The 19,369-nt window shown below is 45.8% G+C and carries 19 protein-coding genes; 7 read left to right on the top strand and 12 right to left on the bottom strand.

From position 1 onward, the window contains the following. Window positions 1-112: 112 nt before the first annotated feature. Window positions 113-1,201: a site-2 protease family protein gene (locus T3H97_RS03235; RefSeq protein WP_328801676.1), complete on the bottom strand. Its 1,089-nt coding sequence runs from the start codon at window positions 1,199-1,201 to the stop codon at window positions 113-115. Between the two features lie 158 nt (window positions 1,202-1,359). On the opposite strand from T3H97_RS03235, the gene T3H97_RS03230 reads away from it, so the two are divergent. Further along, window positions 1,360-4,725 (top strand): DEAD/DEAH box helicase, encoded by a 3,366-nt coding sequence (locus T3H97_RS03230; protein WP_328801675.1) that lies wholly within the window; start codon window positions 1,360-1,362, stop codon window positions 4,723-4,725. A gap of 93 nt (window positions 4,726-4,818) precedes the next feature. Here T3H97_RS03230 and T3H97_RS03225 read toward each other — a convergent pair whose 3' ends face one another. The 3 genes from T3H97_RS03225 to T3H97_RS03215 all read right to left on the bottom strand — a co-directional run bounded on the left by T3H97_RS03225 (window position 4,819) and on the right by T3H97_RS03215 (window position 6,963). Next, window positions 4,819-5,769 (bottom strand): ring-cleaving dioxygenase, encoded by a 951-nt coding sequence (locus T3H97_RS03225; protein ID WP_025723925.1) that lies wholly within the window; start codon window positions 5,767-5,769, stop codon window positions 4,819-4,821. Window positions 5,770-5,824: 55 nt separating this feature from the next. Next, a complete protein-coding gene (locus tag T3H97_RS03220) occupies window positions 5,825-6,451 on the bottom strand; it encodes a nitroreductase family protein (protein ID WP_220026938.1) in 627 nt (208 codons plus the stop codon). Between the two features lie 140 nt (window positions 6,452-6,591). Next, window positions 6,592-6,963, bottom strand: coding sequence for an MmcQ/YjbR family DNA-binding protein (locus T3H97_RS03215; protein WP_328801674.1), 372 nt, complete (start codon window positions 6,961-6,963; stop codon window positions 6,592-6,594). 533 nt (window positions 6,964-7,496) lie between these two features. Between T3H97_RS03215 and panB the strand changes: the two genes are divergently transcribed. Both panB and T3H97_RS03205 read left to right on the top strand, forming a co-directional pair. Then, window positions 7,497-8,369, top strand: a complete 873-nt coding sequence (gene panB, locus T3H97_RS03210) for a 3-methyl-2-oxobutanoate hydroxymethyltransferase (protein ID WP_328802770.1) — start codon at window positions 7,497-7,499, stop codon at window positions 8,367-8,369. Next, the gene (locus T3H97_RS03205) at window positions 8,369-9,292 is read left to right on the top strand and encodes a ketopantoate reductase family protein (protein WP_328801673.1); all 924 of its coding nucleotides are present in this window, start codon (window positions 8,369-8,371) and stop codon (window positions 9,290-9,292) included. The genes panB and T3H97_RS03205 overlap by 1 nt, the downstream gene beginning before the upstream one ends. Before the next feature lie 101 nt (window positions 9,293-9,393). On the opposite strand, the gene T3H97_RS03200 is transcribed toward T3H97_RS03205, so the two are convergent. Next, window positions 9,394-9,951, bottom strand: coding sequence for an NADPH-dependent FMN reductase (locus T3H97_RS03200; RefSeq protein ID WP_328801672.1), 558 nt, complete (start codon window positions 9,949-9,951; stop codon window positions 9,394-9,396). Window positions 9,952-10,089: 138 nt separating this feature from the next. On the opposite strand from T3H97_RS03200, the gene T3H97_RS03195 reads away from it, so the two are divergent. After that, window positions 10,090-10,623 (top strand): VOC family protein, encoded by a 534-nt coding sequence (locus T3H97_RS03195; protein WP_272639825.1) that lies wholly within the window; start codon window positions 10,090-10,092, stop codon window positions 10,621-10,623. Between the two features lie 119 nt (window positions 10,624-10,742). Here T3H97_RS03195 and T3H97_RS03190 read toward each other — a convergent pair whose 3' ends face one another. The 6 genes from T3H97_RS03190 to T3H97_RS03165 form a co-directional block, all read right to left on the bottom strand. Next, on the bottom strand, window positions 10,743-11,750 hold the full coding sequence (locus T3H97_RS03190) for an AI-2E family transporter (RefSeq protein ID WP_328801671.1): 1,008 nt from the start codon (window positions 11,748-11,750) through the stop codon (window positions 10,743-10,745). A 55-nt stretch (window positions 11,751-11,805) separates the two neighbouring features. After that, window positions 11,806-12,222 carry a phosphate-starvation-inducible protein PsiE gene (gene psiE / locus T3H97_RS03185; protein WP_029515864.1) on the bottom strand — a complete coding sequence of 139 codons (417 nt, stop codon included), beginning with the start codon at window positions 12,220-12,222 and terminating at the stop codon, window positions 11,806-11,808. A 90-nt stretch (window positions 12,223-12,312) separates the two neighbouring features. Then, entirely contained in the window at window positions 12,313-12,807 is a 495-nt protein-coding gene (locus tag T3H97_RS03180; protein WP_250243084.1) for a DedA family protein, read from the bottom strand. A gap of 22 nt (window positions 12,808-12,829) precedes the next feature. Then, on the bottom strand, window positions 12,830-13,339 hold the full coding sequence (gene pssA / locus T3H97_RS03175) for a CDP-diacylglycerol--serine O-phosphatidyltransferase (protein ID WP_328801670.1): 510 nt from the start codon (window positions 13,337-13,339) through the stop codon (window positions 12,830-12,832). A 23-nt stretch (window positions 13,340-13,362) separates the two neighbouring features. After that, window positions 13,363-15,132 carry a sensor histidine kinase gene (locus T3H97_RS03170; RefSeq protein WP_328801669.1) on the bottom strand — a complete coding sequence of 590 codons (1,770 nt, stop codon included), beginning with the start codon at window positions 15,130-15,132 and terminating at the stop codon, window positions 13,363-13,365. After that, window positions 15,129-15,809 (bottom strand): response regulator transcription factor, encoded by a 681-nt coding sequence (locus T3H97_RS03165; protein WP_328801668.1) that lies wholly within the window; start codon window positions 15,807-15,809, stop codon window positions 15,129-15,131. Before T3H97_RS03165 ends, T3H97_RS03170 begins: the two co-directional genes overlap by 4 nt. 211 nt (window positions 15,810-16,020) lie before the next feature. On the opposite strand from T3H97_RS03165, the gene T3H97_RS03160 reads away from it, so the two are divergent. The 3 genes from T3H97_RS03160 (at window position 16,021) to T3H97_RS03150 (ending at window position 18,663) form a co-directional block, all read left to right on the top strand. Next, window positions 16,021-17,364 carry a glycoside hydrolase family 30 protein gene (locus T3H97_RS03160; protein WP_328801667.1) on the top strand — a complete coding sequence of 448 codons (1,344 nt, stop codon included), beginning with the start codon at window positions 16,021-16,023 and terminating at the stop codon, window positions 17,362-17,364. Between the two features lie 192 nt (window positions 17,365-17,556). After that, the gene (locus tag T3H97_RS03155) at window positions 17,557-17,946 is read left to right on the top strand and encodes a winged helix-turn-helix transcriptional regulator (RefSeq protein ID WP_328801666.1); all 390 of its coding nucleotides are present in this window, start codon (window positions 17,557-17,559) and stop codon (window positions 17,944-17,946) included. Window positions 17,947-18,216: 270 nt separating this feature from the next. After that, window positions 18,217-18,663, top strand: a complete 447-nt coding sequence (locus T3H97_RS03150) for a hypothetical protein (RefSeq protein WP_328801665.1) — start codon at window positions 18,217-18,219, stop codon at window positions 18,661-18,663. 103 nt (window positions 18,664-18,766) lie between these two features. Here the strand turns inward: T3H97_RS03150 and T3H97_RS03145 are convergent, their stop codons facing one another. Further along, window positions 18,767-19,258, bottom strand: coding sequence for a phenolic acid decarboxylase (locus T3H97_RS03145; protein WP_104497281.1), 492 nt, complete (start codon window positions 19,256-19,258; stop codon window positions 18,767-18,769). Window positions 19,259-19,369: the final 111 nt, after the last annotated feature.

Here is a 19,369-nt window from a genome sequence, read left to right as displayed (position 1 = left end):
AAAGAGCGTGACACCGAATATCGCGGTTGTCGCGCTCTTTTGTCTCTATTTTCTATAAGCTGTACCGTTGCCTTAATGATCTAAAATCTTGACCAAGCACTCATTATTCAGATCACAGCCTAATATCCCCTATATGCTGGTGCACCACATACATCATCCCCATCAGGAATACGGCCAAAGCTAAGTAACTGATGCCAAATTTCCAGCGCAATGATGCGGGCACTTCGTAATATTTATCATTTTCAAACGGAATGTAATCAATCCCACACAGCAATCTGAGCTGGTACGCATCCGGCGTCGGTATATGTTCCACACCGTTCAGCCATACATGCTGGACAAGACACTGCTGTGGCAGCAGAAGCGTCTGCTCCACATCCAAACTTTCCATATACACCGTCACATATTGCTGCCCCTCTAAATCCGAGTAGGTATTAAAGGATAATCTGCGCGTGTGCTCCGGTCCGGGCAGTGGATATCCTTGCTCATACAGATGCTGTACGTTCACCAGCGGCTTTTGCAAAAAGGATTGGATCTTAACCTCTTCTTTATTGCGCTTAACATATTTTTTGTACAAATCGTAGGCAAAGAACGCCCATATCAAGAAAAATAAAAAGGATTTTAAATATACTACGACTACAATTCCACCCAATAGGCCCACCAGCCACAGCCAACGCGTCACTGCCGTGGAAATCCGTCCTCCGTCGAGCGGATGAATCGGCAGCAGGTTGATCAGGTTCAGAAAAAAGCCGACATACGAGAGCGCATACAACAGGGGACTGTCTGTTGCATAGGCTCCTGCGTATACCGCCATAGCCCCAACCGTCCCCAGTAACGGGCCGCCCATGGCTACATAAGCCTCTGTCTGCGCATCCAAAGGTTGCCGTTTCATTGTGATCAGCGCACCGAGAAAAGGAATAAATAACGGTGCTGACACGGGAAGCCCCTTGCGCTTGGCGGCCAATACATGTCCCAGCTCATGCACAAACAACAGCAACACGAATCCGACCGCAAATCCCCACGGGTAAATGATCGCATATGTGCCAATCGTTATCGCCATAGATATCAGCGCACCGCCAAATTTACTGAATTTTAAAAGGGCGAGTAACGACTTACCTTTCAGAAGAAGCAATGCTGCTGCACTACCAAGGTACCATTTGGATGAGCCGGATTTGGAATCGGCCTTTTTCTCTTCATTTTGCAAAAGCATCCGTCTCCTTTCTTTAACACTTCCATTGTATCCTGCTATGTGCAGCTTGTAAAAACTTCTCTAACCCACAGATAAGCACCCAAGTGTCCATCCTCCTGTCTGTTCTGTTATCATGTAAGAAAACGGAATAACTCAGGAAAGGATTACGAATCATGAGTTTTGAACTTACCCGGCGAGCCATCAGACAACTATGCAGTCAAGCTGCTTATGACGACGGGGATGCCTATTACCGGGCCAAAAGAGTGGCCTTTACACAAATAGATCATGATGAAGGGGTATACGAAGCTACGGTCAAAGGAAGCAGCTTTTATGCTGTTGCGGCGATGATCCGCCCCAATGGAAGTATCCGAGCAGAATGCACCTGTAGCACATTTCAGAACACCGGACGATATTGTAAACATATCGCAGCTGTTCTCCTTAACGCCCATGATATACGCCGTGGAAAAAGTCTGTCTGTGCGCTCCTATGCCTCCAGGCTTCATCCCGGTAATGCCCCAGATACAGCAGGAAGCATGGATTCAGACGGGATGTACACATCTACAGATGCTCCATATGATCACACTGCTAGAACGGCACGATCCTCTGACATCACACAAGGGGATCTCCAGCTGACCGACAGTATGTTAAAACTATTTGACCGCAAGCGACCGCTTCGCAGCACACCAACCCTGCTGGATACTCGCGCGGTCTTGGATTTTCAGTTCGTGATCCGGCCTTTTGCCTACGGTTACCAAAAGTATATGTTTGGTGTAGAAATGAAGGCTGGACCCAAACGATTATATATCGTGCAGAAAATTCGTCCGTTTCTGGATAGTATTGACCGTGGGGATAGCTACATGTTCACGAAAAGCTTCTCGTACGAGCCTGAGTTGTACCGCTTCCGACCTGAACATGACGCTATTCTCCAGCAATTATCCCAGGTGTGCCACCATGAGCGTATGATTCGGGAAACTTCAGGTACGTATTCATCTTCCGGTAGTCATATGAGCGGCGAGCGAATGCTCCTCATTCCGCCTGCGGCTTGGGAAAAGCTGCTCCCCTTGCTGACAACAGCACAGGGCGTCTACTTTGAAATTCACGGAAACATGAGCGAGGGTATTCCCCAGTCCAACCTGATGCTTCCACTGCAATTTGAATTTGATGAGGCCGGGACCGAAACCGAAGGCTACCAGCTAAGCATACAAGGATTGGATGACTTGACCATCATGGAAGACTATGGTGTCGTCATTGCCGATGGCAAGCTTGTCAAACAGAAAGCCGACCCCTTACGGCGTTTGTCCGAGCTAAAGCGGATGGTAGAGGTACACCACAGGCGAAAAGTTCAGATTGCGCCAGAGCAGATGGAATCTTTTATGGATAAGGTCGTACCCGGGTTAATGAAGCTCGGACGTGTTCATATGACTCGGTCCGTCTCAGATCGGGTCACACAGCTGCCATTGAAGGCAAAGCTATATCTGGACCGGGTAAGAGACAAGCTGCTGGCAGGGCTGGAGTTCCAATATGGGGATATCATCATCAACCCGCTGGAAACAGATGCACGAACTCCTGGCAACGACCGAATTCTGATACGTGATGGGGAACAGGAGCAGCGGATTTTGGAGCTGATGGAGCATAGCTCCTTTGCCAGAACAGACAGCGGATATTTTATGGAAGATGAAGATGCAGAGTATGATTTTTTGTACCATACGGTTCCGCAACTGGAAAAGCTGCTGGATGTCTATGCTACAGGTGCAGTCAAAGCAAAAATAAACAATACTCTGCCAACCCCAAGGATACGCGCGGAGTGGGATGAACGTACGGATTGGCTTGAATTTAAATTTGATATGGAGGGCATACCGGAACCGGAAATTCGCAAACTGCTCAAATCGTTAGAGGAAAAACAGAGATATCACCGTCTGCCGAATGGTGCCTTGCTGCCGCTGGAAACAGAGGAGTACAAGGAATTGATTCGGTTCATGAATGAAACAGGTATCCGCAAAAGCGATCTGGATGCAGCGCAAATTCGTGTTCCCGTCACGCAAGGACTGTACTTAATTGATCCTCACGATCATGGGAAAAACCTGACTTTGGGTAAAACCTTTCGCCAGCTGCTGGAAAATATACGTAACCCAGACCATCTCGACTTTCCAGTTCCAGACATGCTTGCCCCAATCTTGAGAGATTATCAGGTTTACGGCTTTCAATGGCTTAAAACATTGGCGCATTACCGTTTTGGGGGCATTTTGGCAGATGATATGGGGCTGGGTAAAACACTGCAAAGTATCGCCTTTCTCGTCTCAGTATTGCCGGAGATTCGCAGCCAGCAGCTTCCAGCCATGATCGTGTCCCCTGCATCACTGGTGTACAACTGGCGGAATGAGCTGGAGAAATTTGCTCCACACGTCCGCGTCACTATCGCAGATGGCAGCCCGGAAGAACGCGGCCGGATCATACGGGATGCCGCCAGTTATGACGTCGTCATTACGTCCTACCCGCTGCTACGACGCGATGCAGATGTGTACAGCAAGCCATCGTTTCATACGCTCATTCTGGACGAGGCACAGGCTTTCAAAAATCATGCCACCCAGACGGCACAGGCTGTTAAGGATGTAAAAGCCCGTTACCGTTTTGCCCTGACAGGAACGCCAGTAGAAAATACGTTGGAAGAGCTGTGGTCCATCTTTGACGTTGTATTTCCTGCGTTATTTCCCGGCGGGAAAAGAGCGTTTCACAACCTCCCTCGAAATGTGATTGCCAAGCGGGTTCGTCCGTTTTTGCTGCGCCGTCTTAAGAGTGATGTCCTCAAGGAGCTGCCGGAAAAAATCGAATCTGTGCAGGTATCCCGGCTTCTGCCAGATCAGAAAAAGCTGTATACGGCCTATCTGGCCAAGCTCCAGCATGAAACGTTGAAGCATCTCAACGAGGAAGGATTTCAGAAAAATCGGATCAAAATTCTCGCAGGTCTAACACGGCTTCGTCAGCTCTGCTGTCATCCGGGCTTGTTCATCGAAGGATATACGGGAAGCTCCGCCAAATTTGAACAGCTGTTGGAGATCATTACGGAATGTCTCAGCTCCGGGAAACGGATGCTCATTTTTTCACAGTTCACCACGATGCTTCAAATGATCGGACGCGAGCTTGCTCGAGAAGGGGTGTCTTACTTTTACCTGGACGGGCAGACTCCCGCTCCGGAACGAGTCGAGCTGTGCAGTCGCTTCAACGAAGGAGAACGCGAGCTGTTCCTGATTTCCCTAAAGGCAGGAGGCACTGGCCTGAACCTCACCGGCGCAGATACAGTCATTCTGTATGACCTGTGGTGGAATCCCGCTGTAGAGGAGCAGGCTACCAACCGCGCACACCGAATGGGCCAGAAAAAAGTCGTGCAGGTTATTCGTCTCGTCGCCCAAGGCACGGTAGAGGATAAAATGTATGAGCTGCAACAAAAAAAGAAAAACATGATCGACCAGGTCATCCAGCCGGGGCAAGAAACCCTTTCGGCACTGACCGAGCTGGAGATTCGCGAACTGCTCATGATCTAGCCAACTCCACACGCAAAAAAGGTCCAATCACGGTAGGAATCTTCCCGTATTGGACCTTTTTGCTTCTAAATATGATTGTTTGGATCGAGCAGATTAATCCTGTTTTAATACTCTAGGTTCAATGGGAACCAGGTTAGACTCAATCTGGGTGCGCTGAGGCTCATACCATTCAGGCAGCATCAGCTTGTGCCCCAACTCATTCAATTCCTCATCCACGGTAAATCCGGGTGGATCGGTTGCGATCTCGAATAAAATACCGCCCCGCTCGCGGAAGTATACGGCATTAAAGTATTGGCGATCTACAATACCACTGGTCCCAAAACCATGCTGATGAACCCATTCGTTCCACGCTTGATGCTCCGTATCGTCCTGCGCGCGCCAGGCAATATGGTGAACCGTACCGGCGCCGCCATTCCCCCACGGGACATCTTTGACCGGAATGTCGATCAGGTTGCCCAAATCACCTGTCGTCTGATAGCGGATGTAGCCTGCATTTGCGTCTTCTCCGATGGGAGTCATCCCCAAGACGTTCTCCAACACCTCTTGCGTATGCTTGGAATCCGCACTGTACAGTACCGCCCCGCCAAAGCCCTTGATAGCTTTATCCGTAGGCACGCCGCCTGCTGTCCACGTGTTTACCGGGCCATCTTCCCGCTCCACCAGCTCCAGATGCAAGCCCTCGTTGTCTCGGAACTGGATGAATGACTCGCCAAAACGAGTAGCCTTTGTGAAAGATACCTTCAAGCTGTGCAGACGGTTTTCCCAGTATTCCAAAGCACCGGACGGCACGACATACGTCGTAATCCCGACCTGTCCGCCTCCAATCTTACCCTTGCGTGTACCCGGAGCTGGAAAAAAGGTAATGATCGTTCCCGGGCTGCCCTCTTCATTACCAAAGTACAAATGGTATACTTCTGGAGCATCAAAGTTGATCGTCTTTTTAATCAATCGCAAACCAAGTACGCCTGCGTAAAAATCAACGTTGCCCTGCGGGTCTCCTGCAAAGGACGTGATATGGTGAATTCCAGCGGTTTTCAATGACATCTTTATCACTCCTTCATTAACATGTTGATTTATTTACACAAATGATTTACAAATTTCAAAACCCATTGTAGCTGACAAATTGTCCAACCGGCTTGCGATATCCCCGTGCCCGCTGACCCGATTCGTCCTCTTTACCCAAGGTAATCATCATCACGGGTACAAATTGCTCTGGAATATTCAGTACTTCCTGCACCTTCGCCGGATCAAAACCGATCATCGGGCAAGTATCCCAGCCTTTGTCCTTGGCAATCAACATCAATTGCATAGCCGACAGGCTGGCATTACGGATCGCTTCTTCTCTCTGAAAGACAGGTCCCCGCTCGCGATAAAACTGAGTCACCGATTCCACTGTACTATCATATTCCTGCTTGCTCAGGACACCCAAATTCAGGAATCCTTCGTTGAGGTCAGCTACCTTGGTATAAGCTTCTGTATCCCCCAGCACTATAATGGTCGCCGAAGCCGTTAATATTTTATACTGCTTACTTGCCTCATCATGCAGTCTTTGTTTGGTATCAGCATCCTGTACTACGATATAACGCGCATGCTGTAAATTAAAAGCTGATGGAGCAAACTTCACCAGCTGAAATATTTCTTCTAGTTCTTTTGCATCTATAGTAACATCAGGAATAAATTTAGAAGCCGATCTTCTCTCTTGAATAATATTCACCAGTTCGCTCATGTTAAGTTCCACTCCTTGATATTATTTTCAAATGAATTATCTTTAAATTAAGAATATATCTATTCGTGATTTCTGTCAAGTAAAACTATAATCATGTTAGTAAGTATTTCTGAATACAAACTAAGGGCTTCACCAGCCCTTTACAAATCCGTTGCCCGTATTCTCATCGTAATCGCTTCGCGTTGCGCTTTGGTTAAGCTCTTGAAGACCAGCTCATACGAATGGTCGATCATGCTGTACAAATCCTCCAGTGGGAAGGTAGCATCAACCTCAATCGTATTCCAATGCTTTTTATTTAAATGATAGCCTGGCTTAATCGCCTTGTTTTGTTCACGCAGATTTACCGCAATGACTGGATCACATTTCAAGGATACGTGGCAAATGTCATCCTTTTCAGTTAGAAGTGCAAACATCTTGCCCCCTACTTTTAGTACCAGGGGATCAGCTCCGAATGGATAATCCTTAACAGCTTCTTTTTGGCTCAGACCATACACTACAATTTGTTCATACACCTGTCTTCTCTCCTCTGCTTGAGTCATCATCTATGAAACGATTTGTGCCCTATTATATCACGCTCTCCACATACAATAGTCCCATGCTACAATTAGAATTCTACCGAGAGGGTCAATCCTTTCTATATGAATTTATCCACCGTCCGTGACCTCATACACGTCCTGATGATTTAGCAATATTTCATTTAGTGTATCTGCCAAGCTGATAGCCCTTTTACTTCCGAATAGGAAGTTGGAGGAGCTTGTTTTGTTCATATAGTAGAGAATGTTATGCAACAGCCCTATATTTTGGTATACTTCCGTGAGAGGCTGTATCGATACATTCGAACGGTACTCTAGTTAGTGTAATTCAATATGTAGATGTGTGAGCCTATGGAGGTGAACTCGTTGGATTTTGCTCTGATCCGCAAGGACCGAGACAAAAGAACGGTCGCAAATTGACTCTTTTTTTGCCTTTCGGACCTTTTCAGCCATGTGCTGAAAGGTTTTTTTTGTGATCTAAAATAAAGGTAGGAAAGGATTTGAATGCAACCATGGCAACCTCGAAAGCACTTCATATTTTGCAATTGAAGAAAATGAAAAAAGAAGGTTCACCCATAAGTATGATTACGGCGTATGACTATCCATCTGCTCGTTTGGCTGAGGAAGCCGGGATCGATATCATCCTTGTCGGTGATTCCGTAGGTAATGTGTTATCTAATTATAACTCCACACTGCCCGTCACTATGGATGATATGGTCTATCATACACGGTCTGTCGTGCGCGGTGCGGAACATACTTTTATTGTCGCGGATATGCCATTTATGACGTACCACGGGAGTAGTGAAGAAGCCCTTACTAATGTGCGCAGGCTCATGCAAGAGGGACATGCCCATGCCGTGAAACTAGAAGGGGGTATGGAAATTTGCGACACCGTGAAGCGAATTGTTCAATCCGGCGTTCCCCTGCTGGGGCATATCGGACTTACACCACAGTCTGTGCATCAAATCGGCGGATACTTCATTCAAGGTAAAAACTCACAGGCCGCTGAGCGCCTTCTAAATGATGCCCGGGCCCTGGAGCAAGCGGGAGCTTTTGCCATCGTGCTGGAGCTGGTGACAGAGGAAGTGGCGAAGAGCATCACCCAAGAGATATCTATTCCGGTCATTGGCATCGGTGCGGGGAGATACTGTGATGGCCAGGTTTTGGTGTATCATGACATGTTACAATATTCAGCTCCTTACCGGGAGAAAAAGTTCGTAAAAACCTATTCGGATATAGGTGCTTTGATTCGTAACAGCATCGGGCAATATGTCGAAGACGTGAAGAATCGTTCTTTTCCAGGCGAGGAGCATGTTTTTAAGGCAGATGAGAACGTAGTAGAAGGATTATACGGGAATGCAAAAGTAAAGGCAGGGACCTTATAATGCGATTTCTGATTGTAGGTGCAGGGGCGATTGGAGGTTATTTTGGGGGACTTCTTGTTCAAAAAGGAGAAGACGTGACCTTCTTCGTACGCCCTTCAAAAAAATCTCAGTTGGCAGAAGACGGTCTGATTGTTAGAAGTGTTCATGGAGATTTCCAGACGCCAATCCGTGTTATTACAAACGGTGAAGCTGCCGATCCGTTCGACTGTATTATCATTTCGGTCAAAGCATATCATCTTCCCCAATTGCAATTCGATCTTGAGCCTTATGTTGGTGATCATACCATGATTCTTCCGTTACTTAATGGTTACGAACATTTTGACTTTTTGCGCAAACAATTCGGTTCTGAAAAAGTGCTGGGCGGACTTTGTTATATTGAAACTACGTTGGATCATGATGGTTCTATTGTTCAGACAAGTCCGTTCCACCGTATCGTCTTCGGTGAATGGAACGGAGTGCAATCAGAGCGTACACAACTGCTGCTGAATCATCTTGATCATGCAGGCTTCACAGTGGCACGAAGTCACGATATCCAGCGTGAAGTTTGGCAGAAATATATATTCGTTGCCAGCTTGAGTGCAATTACAACATTGATGGATGCCTCGGTTGGGACTATACTTGCCACGGCAGAGTCACGAGCTATATACGAAAAGCTGCTGCATGAGATTGTCACACTTGCTCGCAACGCGGGGATGCCGATTGATTCAGAGATGGAAGCTCATACACTGAAAACGATGGAATCCTTACGACCTGAGATGATGTCATCCATGCAACGCGATATGCATAAAAAGCTTCCGATTGAAGCCAGTCATCTACATGGTTCACTGCTTGCATTGGCTTCAACCAGTAATACTGTTTACCCCATACTCGAAACGGTATATGCCCGATTAAAGGTATACGAGAGCTTATTGGACACTGTCTAACATTTAAACTTTAAAATCAATTAAAAGAGGAAGCGGCAGCTTCGAAGGTGATAATGAAATCTTAGACTGCCGCTGCTTTTCCTTGATTAAACTTCAAAAGTCTAAAGAGTTCCTGTGCTTGTGCAAGCCTGCTCAAGCCCTTGAAGTAATGCTTCTAGCTCCTGCCTAGTTTCAGCGTTTGTAATTTTCCCTTCCTGATTTAACTTCAATGTGATATGCGGAATAATGACCTTTCCATTCTCCACAATCTCTGCATTGATCATTTGCAATGTGAGCAGCAGCGAGGCATGCGCCAGGTGGCCGCCCATAGGAGACGGTGACGCGCTAATGACCGCTGTAGGTTTATTTACAAATTCACCTGAAGATACGAGCCAATCCAAGGCATTTTTCAAAGCACCCGGCACCCCATTCCCATATTCCGGTGTACAGATCAGCACTCCATCCACTTGTTTCAATTGTTCCCGTAGCTCTCTTACGGAAGCTGACCCCTCATCTACATCCAAGTCAGGGTTAAAATGCGGAAGATCCCCCAATCCATCATAAACTGTGAATATCATATTTTCAGAAGCCAGCTCAATAGTAGCCTTCATAAGCGCTGTATTGGAGGACTTTTGACGAAGGCTACCCGATATAGCCAATACCTTAATTTTCTGTTCCATCCGATCATCTCATTTCTTTTAACTTGATCTAATCTTGCATATTCAGTGTACTATAGCTAACCAGAGAATAAAAAAGTAAGTGAAAATTCATTAGATAATGGGTAAAAACAATAGATACGAGAAGGAGGAGATGTACACATGACTCCAAAACAACATCCCACACGCGGAATCGACCATATTGGAATCACGGTACCTGACGTGGAACAGGCGACGACCTTTTTACAGGACGCTTTCGGGGCCGACATCTGCTACGATGCCCTCAACAAGCAGCAGCCTCCGCAAGAAGGAAAACAAGCCGAACAGCAATTAGGGCTCAAACGAGACGCACGCATCATTCACATTCGTCTGCTTCGCATCCATGAAGGACCGGGTATTGAGCTGTTTCAGTTGGAAAATACCCCGCAAGCCCCTGCTACCCAATTAGCAGACTATGGTCTGCAGCATTTTGCTATCTACGTGGATGACATGGAAGTGGCAGCAGCACGTTTTCAACAAGCCGGAGGAACACTCTTGTCGCGTCCACATGCGCTAACCGGAATTGAAGCAGGAGCACGTAACCAGTTTGTATATGGAAGATCACCCTGGGGAATGATTATCGAGCTGATTAGTTACCCTGACGGCATTCATTATCCCCAAGAAAGCGAAGTGTACCGTTGGACACCTCCTGCATGATGATGAACGTCAGCGATTCTTCCTATGAACAAAAGGGCAATAAAAAAATGCCTGCGGCTTCGCAGGCATTTGTGATACATCAATAGTCACTATACTAGGGTGGAATCTGTAGTGCTGAATCAAGTATCCTTCTCTTGCTTGCGTTTTATCCCAATCAGATCAAGGAAGAAAACAAACAACGGAATACCTACAATCAAGCCCCAAATTCCAATCAGATGCTCAGAGAAAATAAGTACGACAAAGGTAAAGAAGATCGGTAAATTCGTTTTGGATGACATCAGCTTCGGATTTAAGAAATAGGCTTCAATCGCATGAATAACTACGATCAGAATAACCAAGTAAATCACATAATTGATTCCCCCGACGCTAAAAGCGATCAGGCCGAGGGGTGCCAGTGAGATAAACACACCTGCCACCGGAACCAATCCCAGTACGAAAATGATGAGTGCAAGACCGAGCAGATTAGGGAAGCCCATAATCCAGAGCGCAATCGTGGTCAATATACAGTTAATAAGTGAAATCAGCAGTTGAGCCTCCAATACCTTCCCGAACGTACCCAGAAACATATGGCCAAAATGACCCACTTCCTTAAAAAACCAACCCAGCTTGCTATCTACAAACGTAGCTGTAAAACGTGTAATATAGGATTTTTCCATCAGGAAGAACAAGCTCAAAATAATCGACACCAGAAGCTGTGTTCCCAATTGACTGACCTTCATCACTGCACTCAGGCCAGGCTCAAATAGCCGCTGAACATTCAGCGTGTCCATAAATTCGATAATCGTTTCGTTCCATTGATTACGATCAGGATACATATACGCTTGCTGTATCATGAGATACACCTGCTTGACCTGTACAATGATTAGCGGCACCATTCGGTAAACGCCCCACACCATAATCAGAATTAGCAACCCGTAGACCAGTAGTAGCACGATCATTGACGGCACATTGACGAACCGCTTGACCAGCTTATTTACTCCGTTATATATACTACCAATCAAGATCGTAAGCAGCAGTGTTAACAACATAATATTCATCATGCTTCTTAACATAAACAACAGCAAAACGATTATCGCAAGGACGGCTACCCGCCTGACGCCCGCATGATTCATCCAGTTTCTTACCATTCGTCTTTATTCCCTCTCTCCCACTTGACTGTCAACTTTGCAATCTTCCTGAGCATCAACTTTCTCTTTTTAACAATTTACTGTTAGCGATCAATAGAGAACCTACCATGACTAGGATAGCAATAGACCACCAGAATGTATTTTTAGCATCATCATGATCTACAATAATGAGCCTGATGACAGCCGTGATCCCAATATAGATAAAATAACGTAATGGAAAATGAAAATTGGTTTTAAAGTACTTAACTATTAATGCTATGAATTCAAAATACAAAAAGAATACAAGCAACTCTTCCGTGAATTCATAGTAATTTTTGTCGGCCTCTGTGTACAAAAAAACATAAGAAAAAATGGACCATGTTTCTTTTAGAAGTAAGAAGCTTAAAATCAGCCCGACCAGAAATAGCGAGATATTCAAGATCATTTGCAGAAAACCAGGTAACTTTTCAATATACTTCATTAATGCATTCAATACAGATCCCCTCACTGGTTGTACCCTATCATCTTTATTTATATTATCGGTGGTATACGTGAAAAATGCTACATTACTTTTGGAGTCACCTTAATGAAAGTTTATATTCGCCCCTGCAATATAACCAATGGAAATAAAAATAAGCGTCCATATCAGAGAACCTGCGCTTGCCACCAGCATATATTTTCGGACAGGCATCGCACTAATGCCCGACAAATAGCTTGTCGCATGTCTGACTCCTGGGATAAAATAACCAAACAAAATGGTCCACAACCCAAAGCGCGCAAACCACCCCTTAACTTTTGCAAATCGCTTCGGTGTCAATCCAACCCACTTTCCGTGCTTATCCACCAAGGGCTGACCCAGCTTTTTGCCTAGCGTGTAGCTGATCATCATCCCTGTCATTGCACCGATGAAGCTGACTAATATAGAGACCGAGTAATTCAGTACCATAATAGAAGATAAATAGCCGACAAACACCATAATAATTTCATCTGGAACCGGTAGGCCAATAATCCCAAGAGCAAGAAGAGCAAAAATAGCGATATACCCGTATTGTGTAATCATGCTGATGACCCATTCCATAGGGGCGCCACCTCCTGACCGATTATTTTTTGAAGGACGGAAAAGGAATACGGCTAACCATCAGGAATGACAGCACTACCATTAACGTAAGCAACAACCCCGGCTTCAAATGCTCACTCCATAAAAACATAAAGGACAAAATCACACCCGCAGCTGTGATCGGCATGCCTACAAAGCCTTTGCTAAAGGCCAGCAGGTTGAATCTCGCCAATCTCACCGCACCACATATGACAAACAAAACAGCTACAAGCGGTCCTATCCAATGGGTATCTCCCAGCTTGTATAACAAGATCAAGAAAGCAGGAGCAACACCAAACGAGACCACATCCGCCAGCGAATCGAGCTGCTTGCCAAAATCACTGGAGCAATGCATCAGCCTTGCCAGCAAACCGTCTAATACATCCCATAAAGCAGCCACCACCACGAGAATAAAGGCGGTCATGTATTGCTCATGAATCGTGAAATACAGGGATAAGACCCCTGCCCCCAGGTTTGCAATCGTGCATAGTGAGGGCAACCAATTCCATTTCATACTCTTAACTCCTTTGCCGTAGCTTAGCCTCCGAATATAACAACAAAACGGACGCCGTCAGTGGTATTCTCCGCCTTATAGCGGAATTCGTGCAAATCTAAAATTCGTTTGACGATCGACAGCCCGAGCCCTGTCCCACCTGTCTGACGGCTTCGGGACAGCTCGGCCCGGTAAAAGCGATCCCATATCTGCTCCAGCTGATCGTCAGGAATGGTCTCACCTTTATTTTCAATGGAAAACGTATTGATCTCTCCGGTGCCTTCAATTCGAATCGTGATCGAGCTTCCTTCCTCAGCATGCCGTATGGCGTTGACAACAAAGTTGATAATCACCTGTTCCATCCATCCTATATCGGCATGAGTCGGCAGCTCATTGGCAGGGATAATGACCACTTCCAGTTTCTTCTCCTTCAACAAATGGAATAGTTTATCCACAACCTCCTCGACCAGCTCACTCAATATAAAAGTCGCCTTGCGAAGCTTGAGGGTTCCAGATTCCAATTTGGCGAGGTCCAGCATGTCCTTGACCAATCGCTCCATTTTGTCCGCTTCCTCTATGATGACTTTCATATAATGATCCTGCTTCCCTGCGCTAACTCCATCTTGTAGCCCCTCTGCGAAGCCTTTGATGATACTCAGCGGGGTTTTCAGCTCATGAGAAGCGTTGGCAAAAAAGTCTTGTTGCACAGCCTCCATCCTCTGCTTCTGTTCCATGTCCTCCACCAATTGCTGGTTGGCCTCCTGAAGCTCGCGCAAAGCCGTGTCCAGGTTCTGAGATAGGGTATACATGCTGTAGGACAGGCTGCCCAGCTCATCATTTTGCCGAATTGGTGTATGGGCTGTAAAATCGAGCTTGGCCATCCGCTTGGCGGTATTATTCAAAGCAATGAGCGGACGCGTCACCATTCGGGAATAGAACAGGGACAAAATCAGAATGAGTGCAAATCCCCCGATTCCCAGGTACAGATAAAACCAACGCAGAGCTTCATTCGTCTCACTGATTTCCTGCAATGATGTCACTGTAAACAGAAGGTCGATCTCGCCTGTGCTCTGACGAACAGGATGGACTATGACTGCATTACGTACCCCTGTCCAAGGTTCCGTCCACTCTTCCTCCAACACTTCGAAATTCTTAAGTTTCTCCAGATGATCCTGGGATAAAGGAAACCATTCCTCCAGCGCACTATACAGTAGACCTTGTCGCTGACTCCATGTTTTTAGATCCGGCAGTACAATCTCTGTCACCGTACCGGACAACCTTACACTGTCCTCTGTGCTTGCTTGTTCCGAAGTCGATCCTATACTTTTGAAGCCAAACTTCTGTATACCGGTTGGATAAATTAAATTGGCGGAAGAGATGCCGTCTGTTCCCAACACCTCACCCTCAACAGTGACCTGATCACCGGGCTGAATCCGGGCAGCTCTCAGCTCATCTCCATACTCGTTCATAAATAGAGACAGCGATATTTTAACGATTTTACCATCCGTTTCTCTAAGATTGATATGAAACGCATCATCCAGCTTTACTTTGCCGTCCAGCGTTACAATCGCCAACTGGTTTTTATTCTGAAGCATAAAGCGTGCTGCCTCACGCGAAACCCTGCCCGATCCCCAAGCCTCCTGGACATAACTTTGACCGAAGCTTTGCAAGCGGCTTTCTACACGACCAATCTTTTGTTTCTGATAAAAATTTTCAAAAAACAGAAATTGACTTAAAATCACCATACCGTAAAAACACAGAAAAAACACAACTGTCATAATGAACAACTTAAAGGTAACTCCCCGTTTGTTCATTCTTCCTCCTCGAACCTGTAGCCTGTACCAAAAACCGTGCGAATATGGCGTGATTCACGACCCAGCTTATTTCTCAGCTTTTTGATATGCGTATCGACAACTCGTGTGTCTCCTTCAAAGTCGATGCCCCACACCCGGTTCAGTATCGCATCCCGTGAAATGACTATGCCTTTATTATGTATAAGCAGCCGCAGCAGCTCATACTCCTTGGGCGCCAGTTCGACTTCCGCCTGATCTACTTCAAGCCGATGAGCCATTGTGTTGAGCATAGCACTGCCGAACCGCAAAATATGCGACTCCGGCTGTACATGTCCCTCCACCCGTTTCATCAGCGCGTTCGCGCGGGCTATCAGTACCTTGGGGCTGAAAGGTTTAGTCACATAGTCATCTGCCCCCAGCTCAAAGCCCAATATTTTATCATCATCACCGGATTTGGCCGTCAACAAAATAATCGGCACCCCTGAATGGCTACGTACCTGACGGCATACTTCCCAACCATCCAGCTCCGGCATCATAATATCGAGTATAATCAGGTCCGGCTGCACCGAATCAAACCAGATGAGTGCATCTTTCCCATTGCCTGCTTCATAGACTTCCCAATTATTTTGTTTAAAATAATCCGCGATCACTTCACGAATACGTATTTCATCCTCGACGAGAAGAACCCTTTTCTTCAATCGACTTCCCTCTTTCGGTCATTCTAGGACACCAGCATATCAAAGACATGTGTACTTTATGTGTTCTTGACACTTCTTATCAGCAGGAGTTTTCATCCACAAATTCAACCTTGGATTAGGGCAAATTTGTCTTGGCTTAGACCATCTCATCTCCTATGATCCTACCCTATAATAAGAAGAGATACAAAAAGATTGAACAGGAGGGTAATACATGAGTAATCAAACCATTCAGTGGTTTTCCACTTCCAAAGCTAATGCTTGGCAATCCCAAGCTCATCATTTGACCCATACCCAAGAGAGTGCCAACCTAACCCTTACGGGAGAAATACATCAGCTTGTCGAAGGCTTTGGTGGCTGTTTTAATGAATTAGGTTATGTGGCCCTGAACCATTTGGACAAGGACGAACGAGATCGGGTGCTCCATTCTCTCTTTCACCCGGAGGGCGAGCACAAATTTTCCATTTGCCGACTTCCTATTGGAGCGAGTGACTACGCGCTGGAGTGGTACAGCCACAATGAAACAGACGGTGACGTGGAGATGAAGCATTTTTCCATCGAACGTGATCAGCAGTATCTCATTCCTTTTATTCGGGAAGCGTTAAAACTCAATCCGGACTTGAAGCTGTTCGCTTCACCTTGGAGTCCGCCGACATGGATGAAATCACCGAAAGCCTACAATTACGGCACGCTGCGCTGGGAAAAGGATATTTTGAAAGCGTATGCATTTTACTTTGTCAAATTTGTTCAGGCTTATCGAGAGGCAGGTATTACAATTCATCAGATTCATGTCCAAAATGAAGTCATTGCCGATCAAAAATTCCCTTCCTGTGTATGGACCGGAGAGCAGCTGCGTGAATTTATTCGCGACTATTTGGGCCCTGCTTTTGAAGAACACGGACTGGATACGGAAATCTGGCTGGGCACCATTAATGCCCCCGATCCGTGGGAGGAATTAATAAAGAAGACTTCGACCGGATTTGATGAGTATGCCCATACCGTGTTAAGTGACCCGGAGGCCTACAAATATATTAAAGGCGTAGGCTACCAGTGGGCAGGCAAAAATGCCATTCAGCGCACCGTAGCCAGCTATCCTGAACTTCGTTACATGCAAACCGAAAATGAATGCGGTAACGGAGAAAACTCATGGGACTACGCTAAATATGTATATAATCTGTACCAGCACTACTTCACCAATGGTGTGAATGCTTATATTTACTGGAATATGGTTTTGGAACCGAAAGGCAAGAGCACATGGGGCTGGGAGCAAAATTCGATGATTACCGTTGATCCAGCGGATCGAAAACCTATCCTGAATCCAGAGTATTATGTCATGAAGCATTTTTCTCATTTTGTATTACCGGGTGCCCGACGCATCGGACTTCGCGGCTCATGGACTGGAAATGCGGTTGCTTTTCAAAATACAGACGGGCAAAGGGTGGTAGTCATCGCCAATCCGTTCAAGGAATCGCGTGTGCTGAATCTGTCTCTCGGCGAAACAACACACCGCTTGGAGCTGGAGCCGGAGTCCTTTAATACGATCGTGATTCCTTCTTAGCGCCTCAGTTTTCTGGAATTATGCATATTAGGGAATGTTACAGTCCTGTTTTCCGGTCCTGCGTAATCATCATGCTTCACTGTCCGGTCTATCTGTACCCAAGCGTAGGCATAGTTTCCAAAATGGATGTATATCCTTTTGCGTATAGTAGCTATAAATAGTATACTTGGAATAACTACGGACAGGAGGTCGATGAATATCACTACTGTAAAAGACCGGATTGATTTGAAGCTGATTAATTGTGATAAGGAATTGACTCTCGCGGTCATCGGTGGAAAATGGAAGTTGATTATTTTGTGGCATCTCGGTATGGAAGGCACCAAGCGGTTCGGTGAATTGAAGAAGCTGATCCCCCATATTACGCAAAAAATGCTGACCAACCAATTACGCGAACTGGAAGAAGATAAACTCATTCTGCGTAAAGTCTATCCCGTCGTCCCTCCGCATGTGGAATATTCACTGACAGAGCATGGCGAAAGCCTGATTCCGGTATTGAGAGCAATGTACGATTGGGGATCAAACTATCGCGAGAACGTGATCTGGAAAGAAGAAGACGCGATTCAGGACGTCACACCCGTGTGACCAGCAAAACAAGCATTTTGTGAAGTGCAAAACTATATTTCTCGTAGAGGCGACCCTGGGGAGATCCGGGGTTGTTTTTTGTGATATAAAGACGCTCCCCAAGATAATAAAAGATATGGATGCAAGTATCCGTTTCCATTGGCATTAAAGCTCGTTTTCCGCTACATATCCTCATTTTACACTTGTATTCGTGATTTACATTACATCCGCTGTGACGTATGATTCTTCCATCCCTATTTACAGTGAACCCGAGAAGGAGGCCATTCTAGCATGAGCATGACGCTTGCCCAGCCCACAACGTCCCAAGCGACTCAATTACGCATTGGTTCCATGGAAATGATTCAATACGACTATCGTCAATTTCCTGACTCGAAACCCTATCAACACCATTGCTGTGGCTTGCTTACTATGTTGTGTAACGGCGCTCAAGGTCTGGCGGAATATGAGTTACCTGAAGTTAAAGGCGCCTTTGACCTCGTACGCTGGGCTTCCGTATTTACCTCGCTCAAAGGTCTGTCCTTAACCGAGGCTGAGCAATATATTCAGCACCACGCTGATCACTGGGGACCTGATAAAACAGAACTGGCTCTATCTGCCTTATCCGATCTGACTACCCATGCGAACCTGCACATTCTCTCCCCATCAGCGACCCTCCTCCCCCCTCGGATTAGTCGTTCGTATCTCATCGAGCATGGCCTGGTCTACTATTCATTCTAAATATCGTCCACCACTCCATTAGCAATCTACTTTCCAGTTCACGTAAAAAAGCCTGAGACTGTTTATCACAGGCCAGGCTTTTACACTTTTAGCACAGAGTTAATTACACTTGCAGTTTACCTGCACGAATATCGTCTGTCATTCCTTCATAAGGTGCTTGGGAAATTAATTGTTCGTTGTTCACACCCGCATTTTCGATGAATGTAATATCTGCAAATTCAGGAACCACATACTTCGGATACGTTTCATACTTTTCACGTGATTCCTCCATCAGTGGAATAAAATCGTTTTGATAGCGCACAGTGATTTCCGGATGCTCATGAACCCATTTAGGGAAGAAAATAATGCCGTGCATACGTTTTTCCTCAGGCATAAAGTTCAGAGAAACGTCAGTGCCTGTTGGTTCGGTCCACGATACTTTATACACATTTTCCACCAGCTTCACCAGATTGACCTTCTGATCACGTACCCAGCGTCCGCCTACCATTCCACTATGAATGCGATAATCAATCGTATCTTCATTTTTAATATAAATTTCGTACTCCCAACCATTCTCATAGGTGTAGATCATGTGGCTACCGATAAACTTGTCCATCTTGCATCCTTCTTTCCTAAATTTTAAGTTTTCATGAATTAAATAAGAGAACAAAGTAAATAAATAATCAACTTATAACATGTAAATATAAACATGTTTTTAAATACATAT

The organism is Paenibacillus sp. LX16, assembly GCF_036252815.1.
GTDB classification, from domain to species: domain Bacteria; phylum Bacillota; class Bacilli; order Paenibacillales; family Paenibacillaceae; genus Paenibacillus; species Paenibacillus polymyxa_B.
The sequence above is the reverse complement of the archived record's forward strand: the minus strand, read 5'-3'. Positions and strand labels throughout refer to the sequence as shown.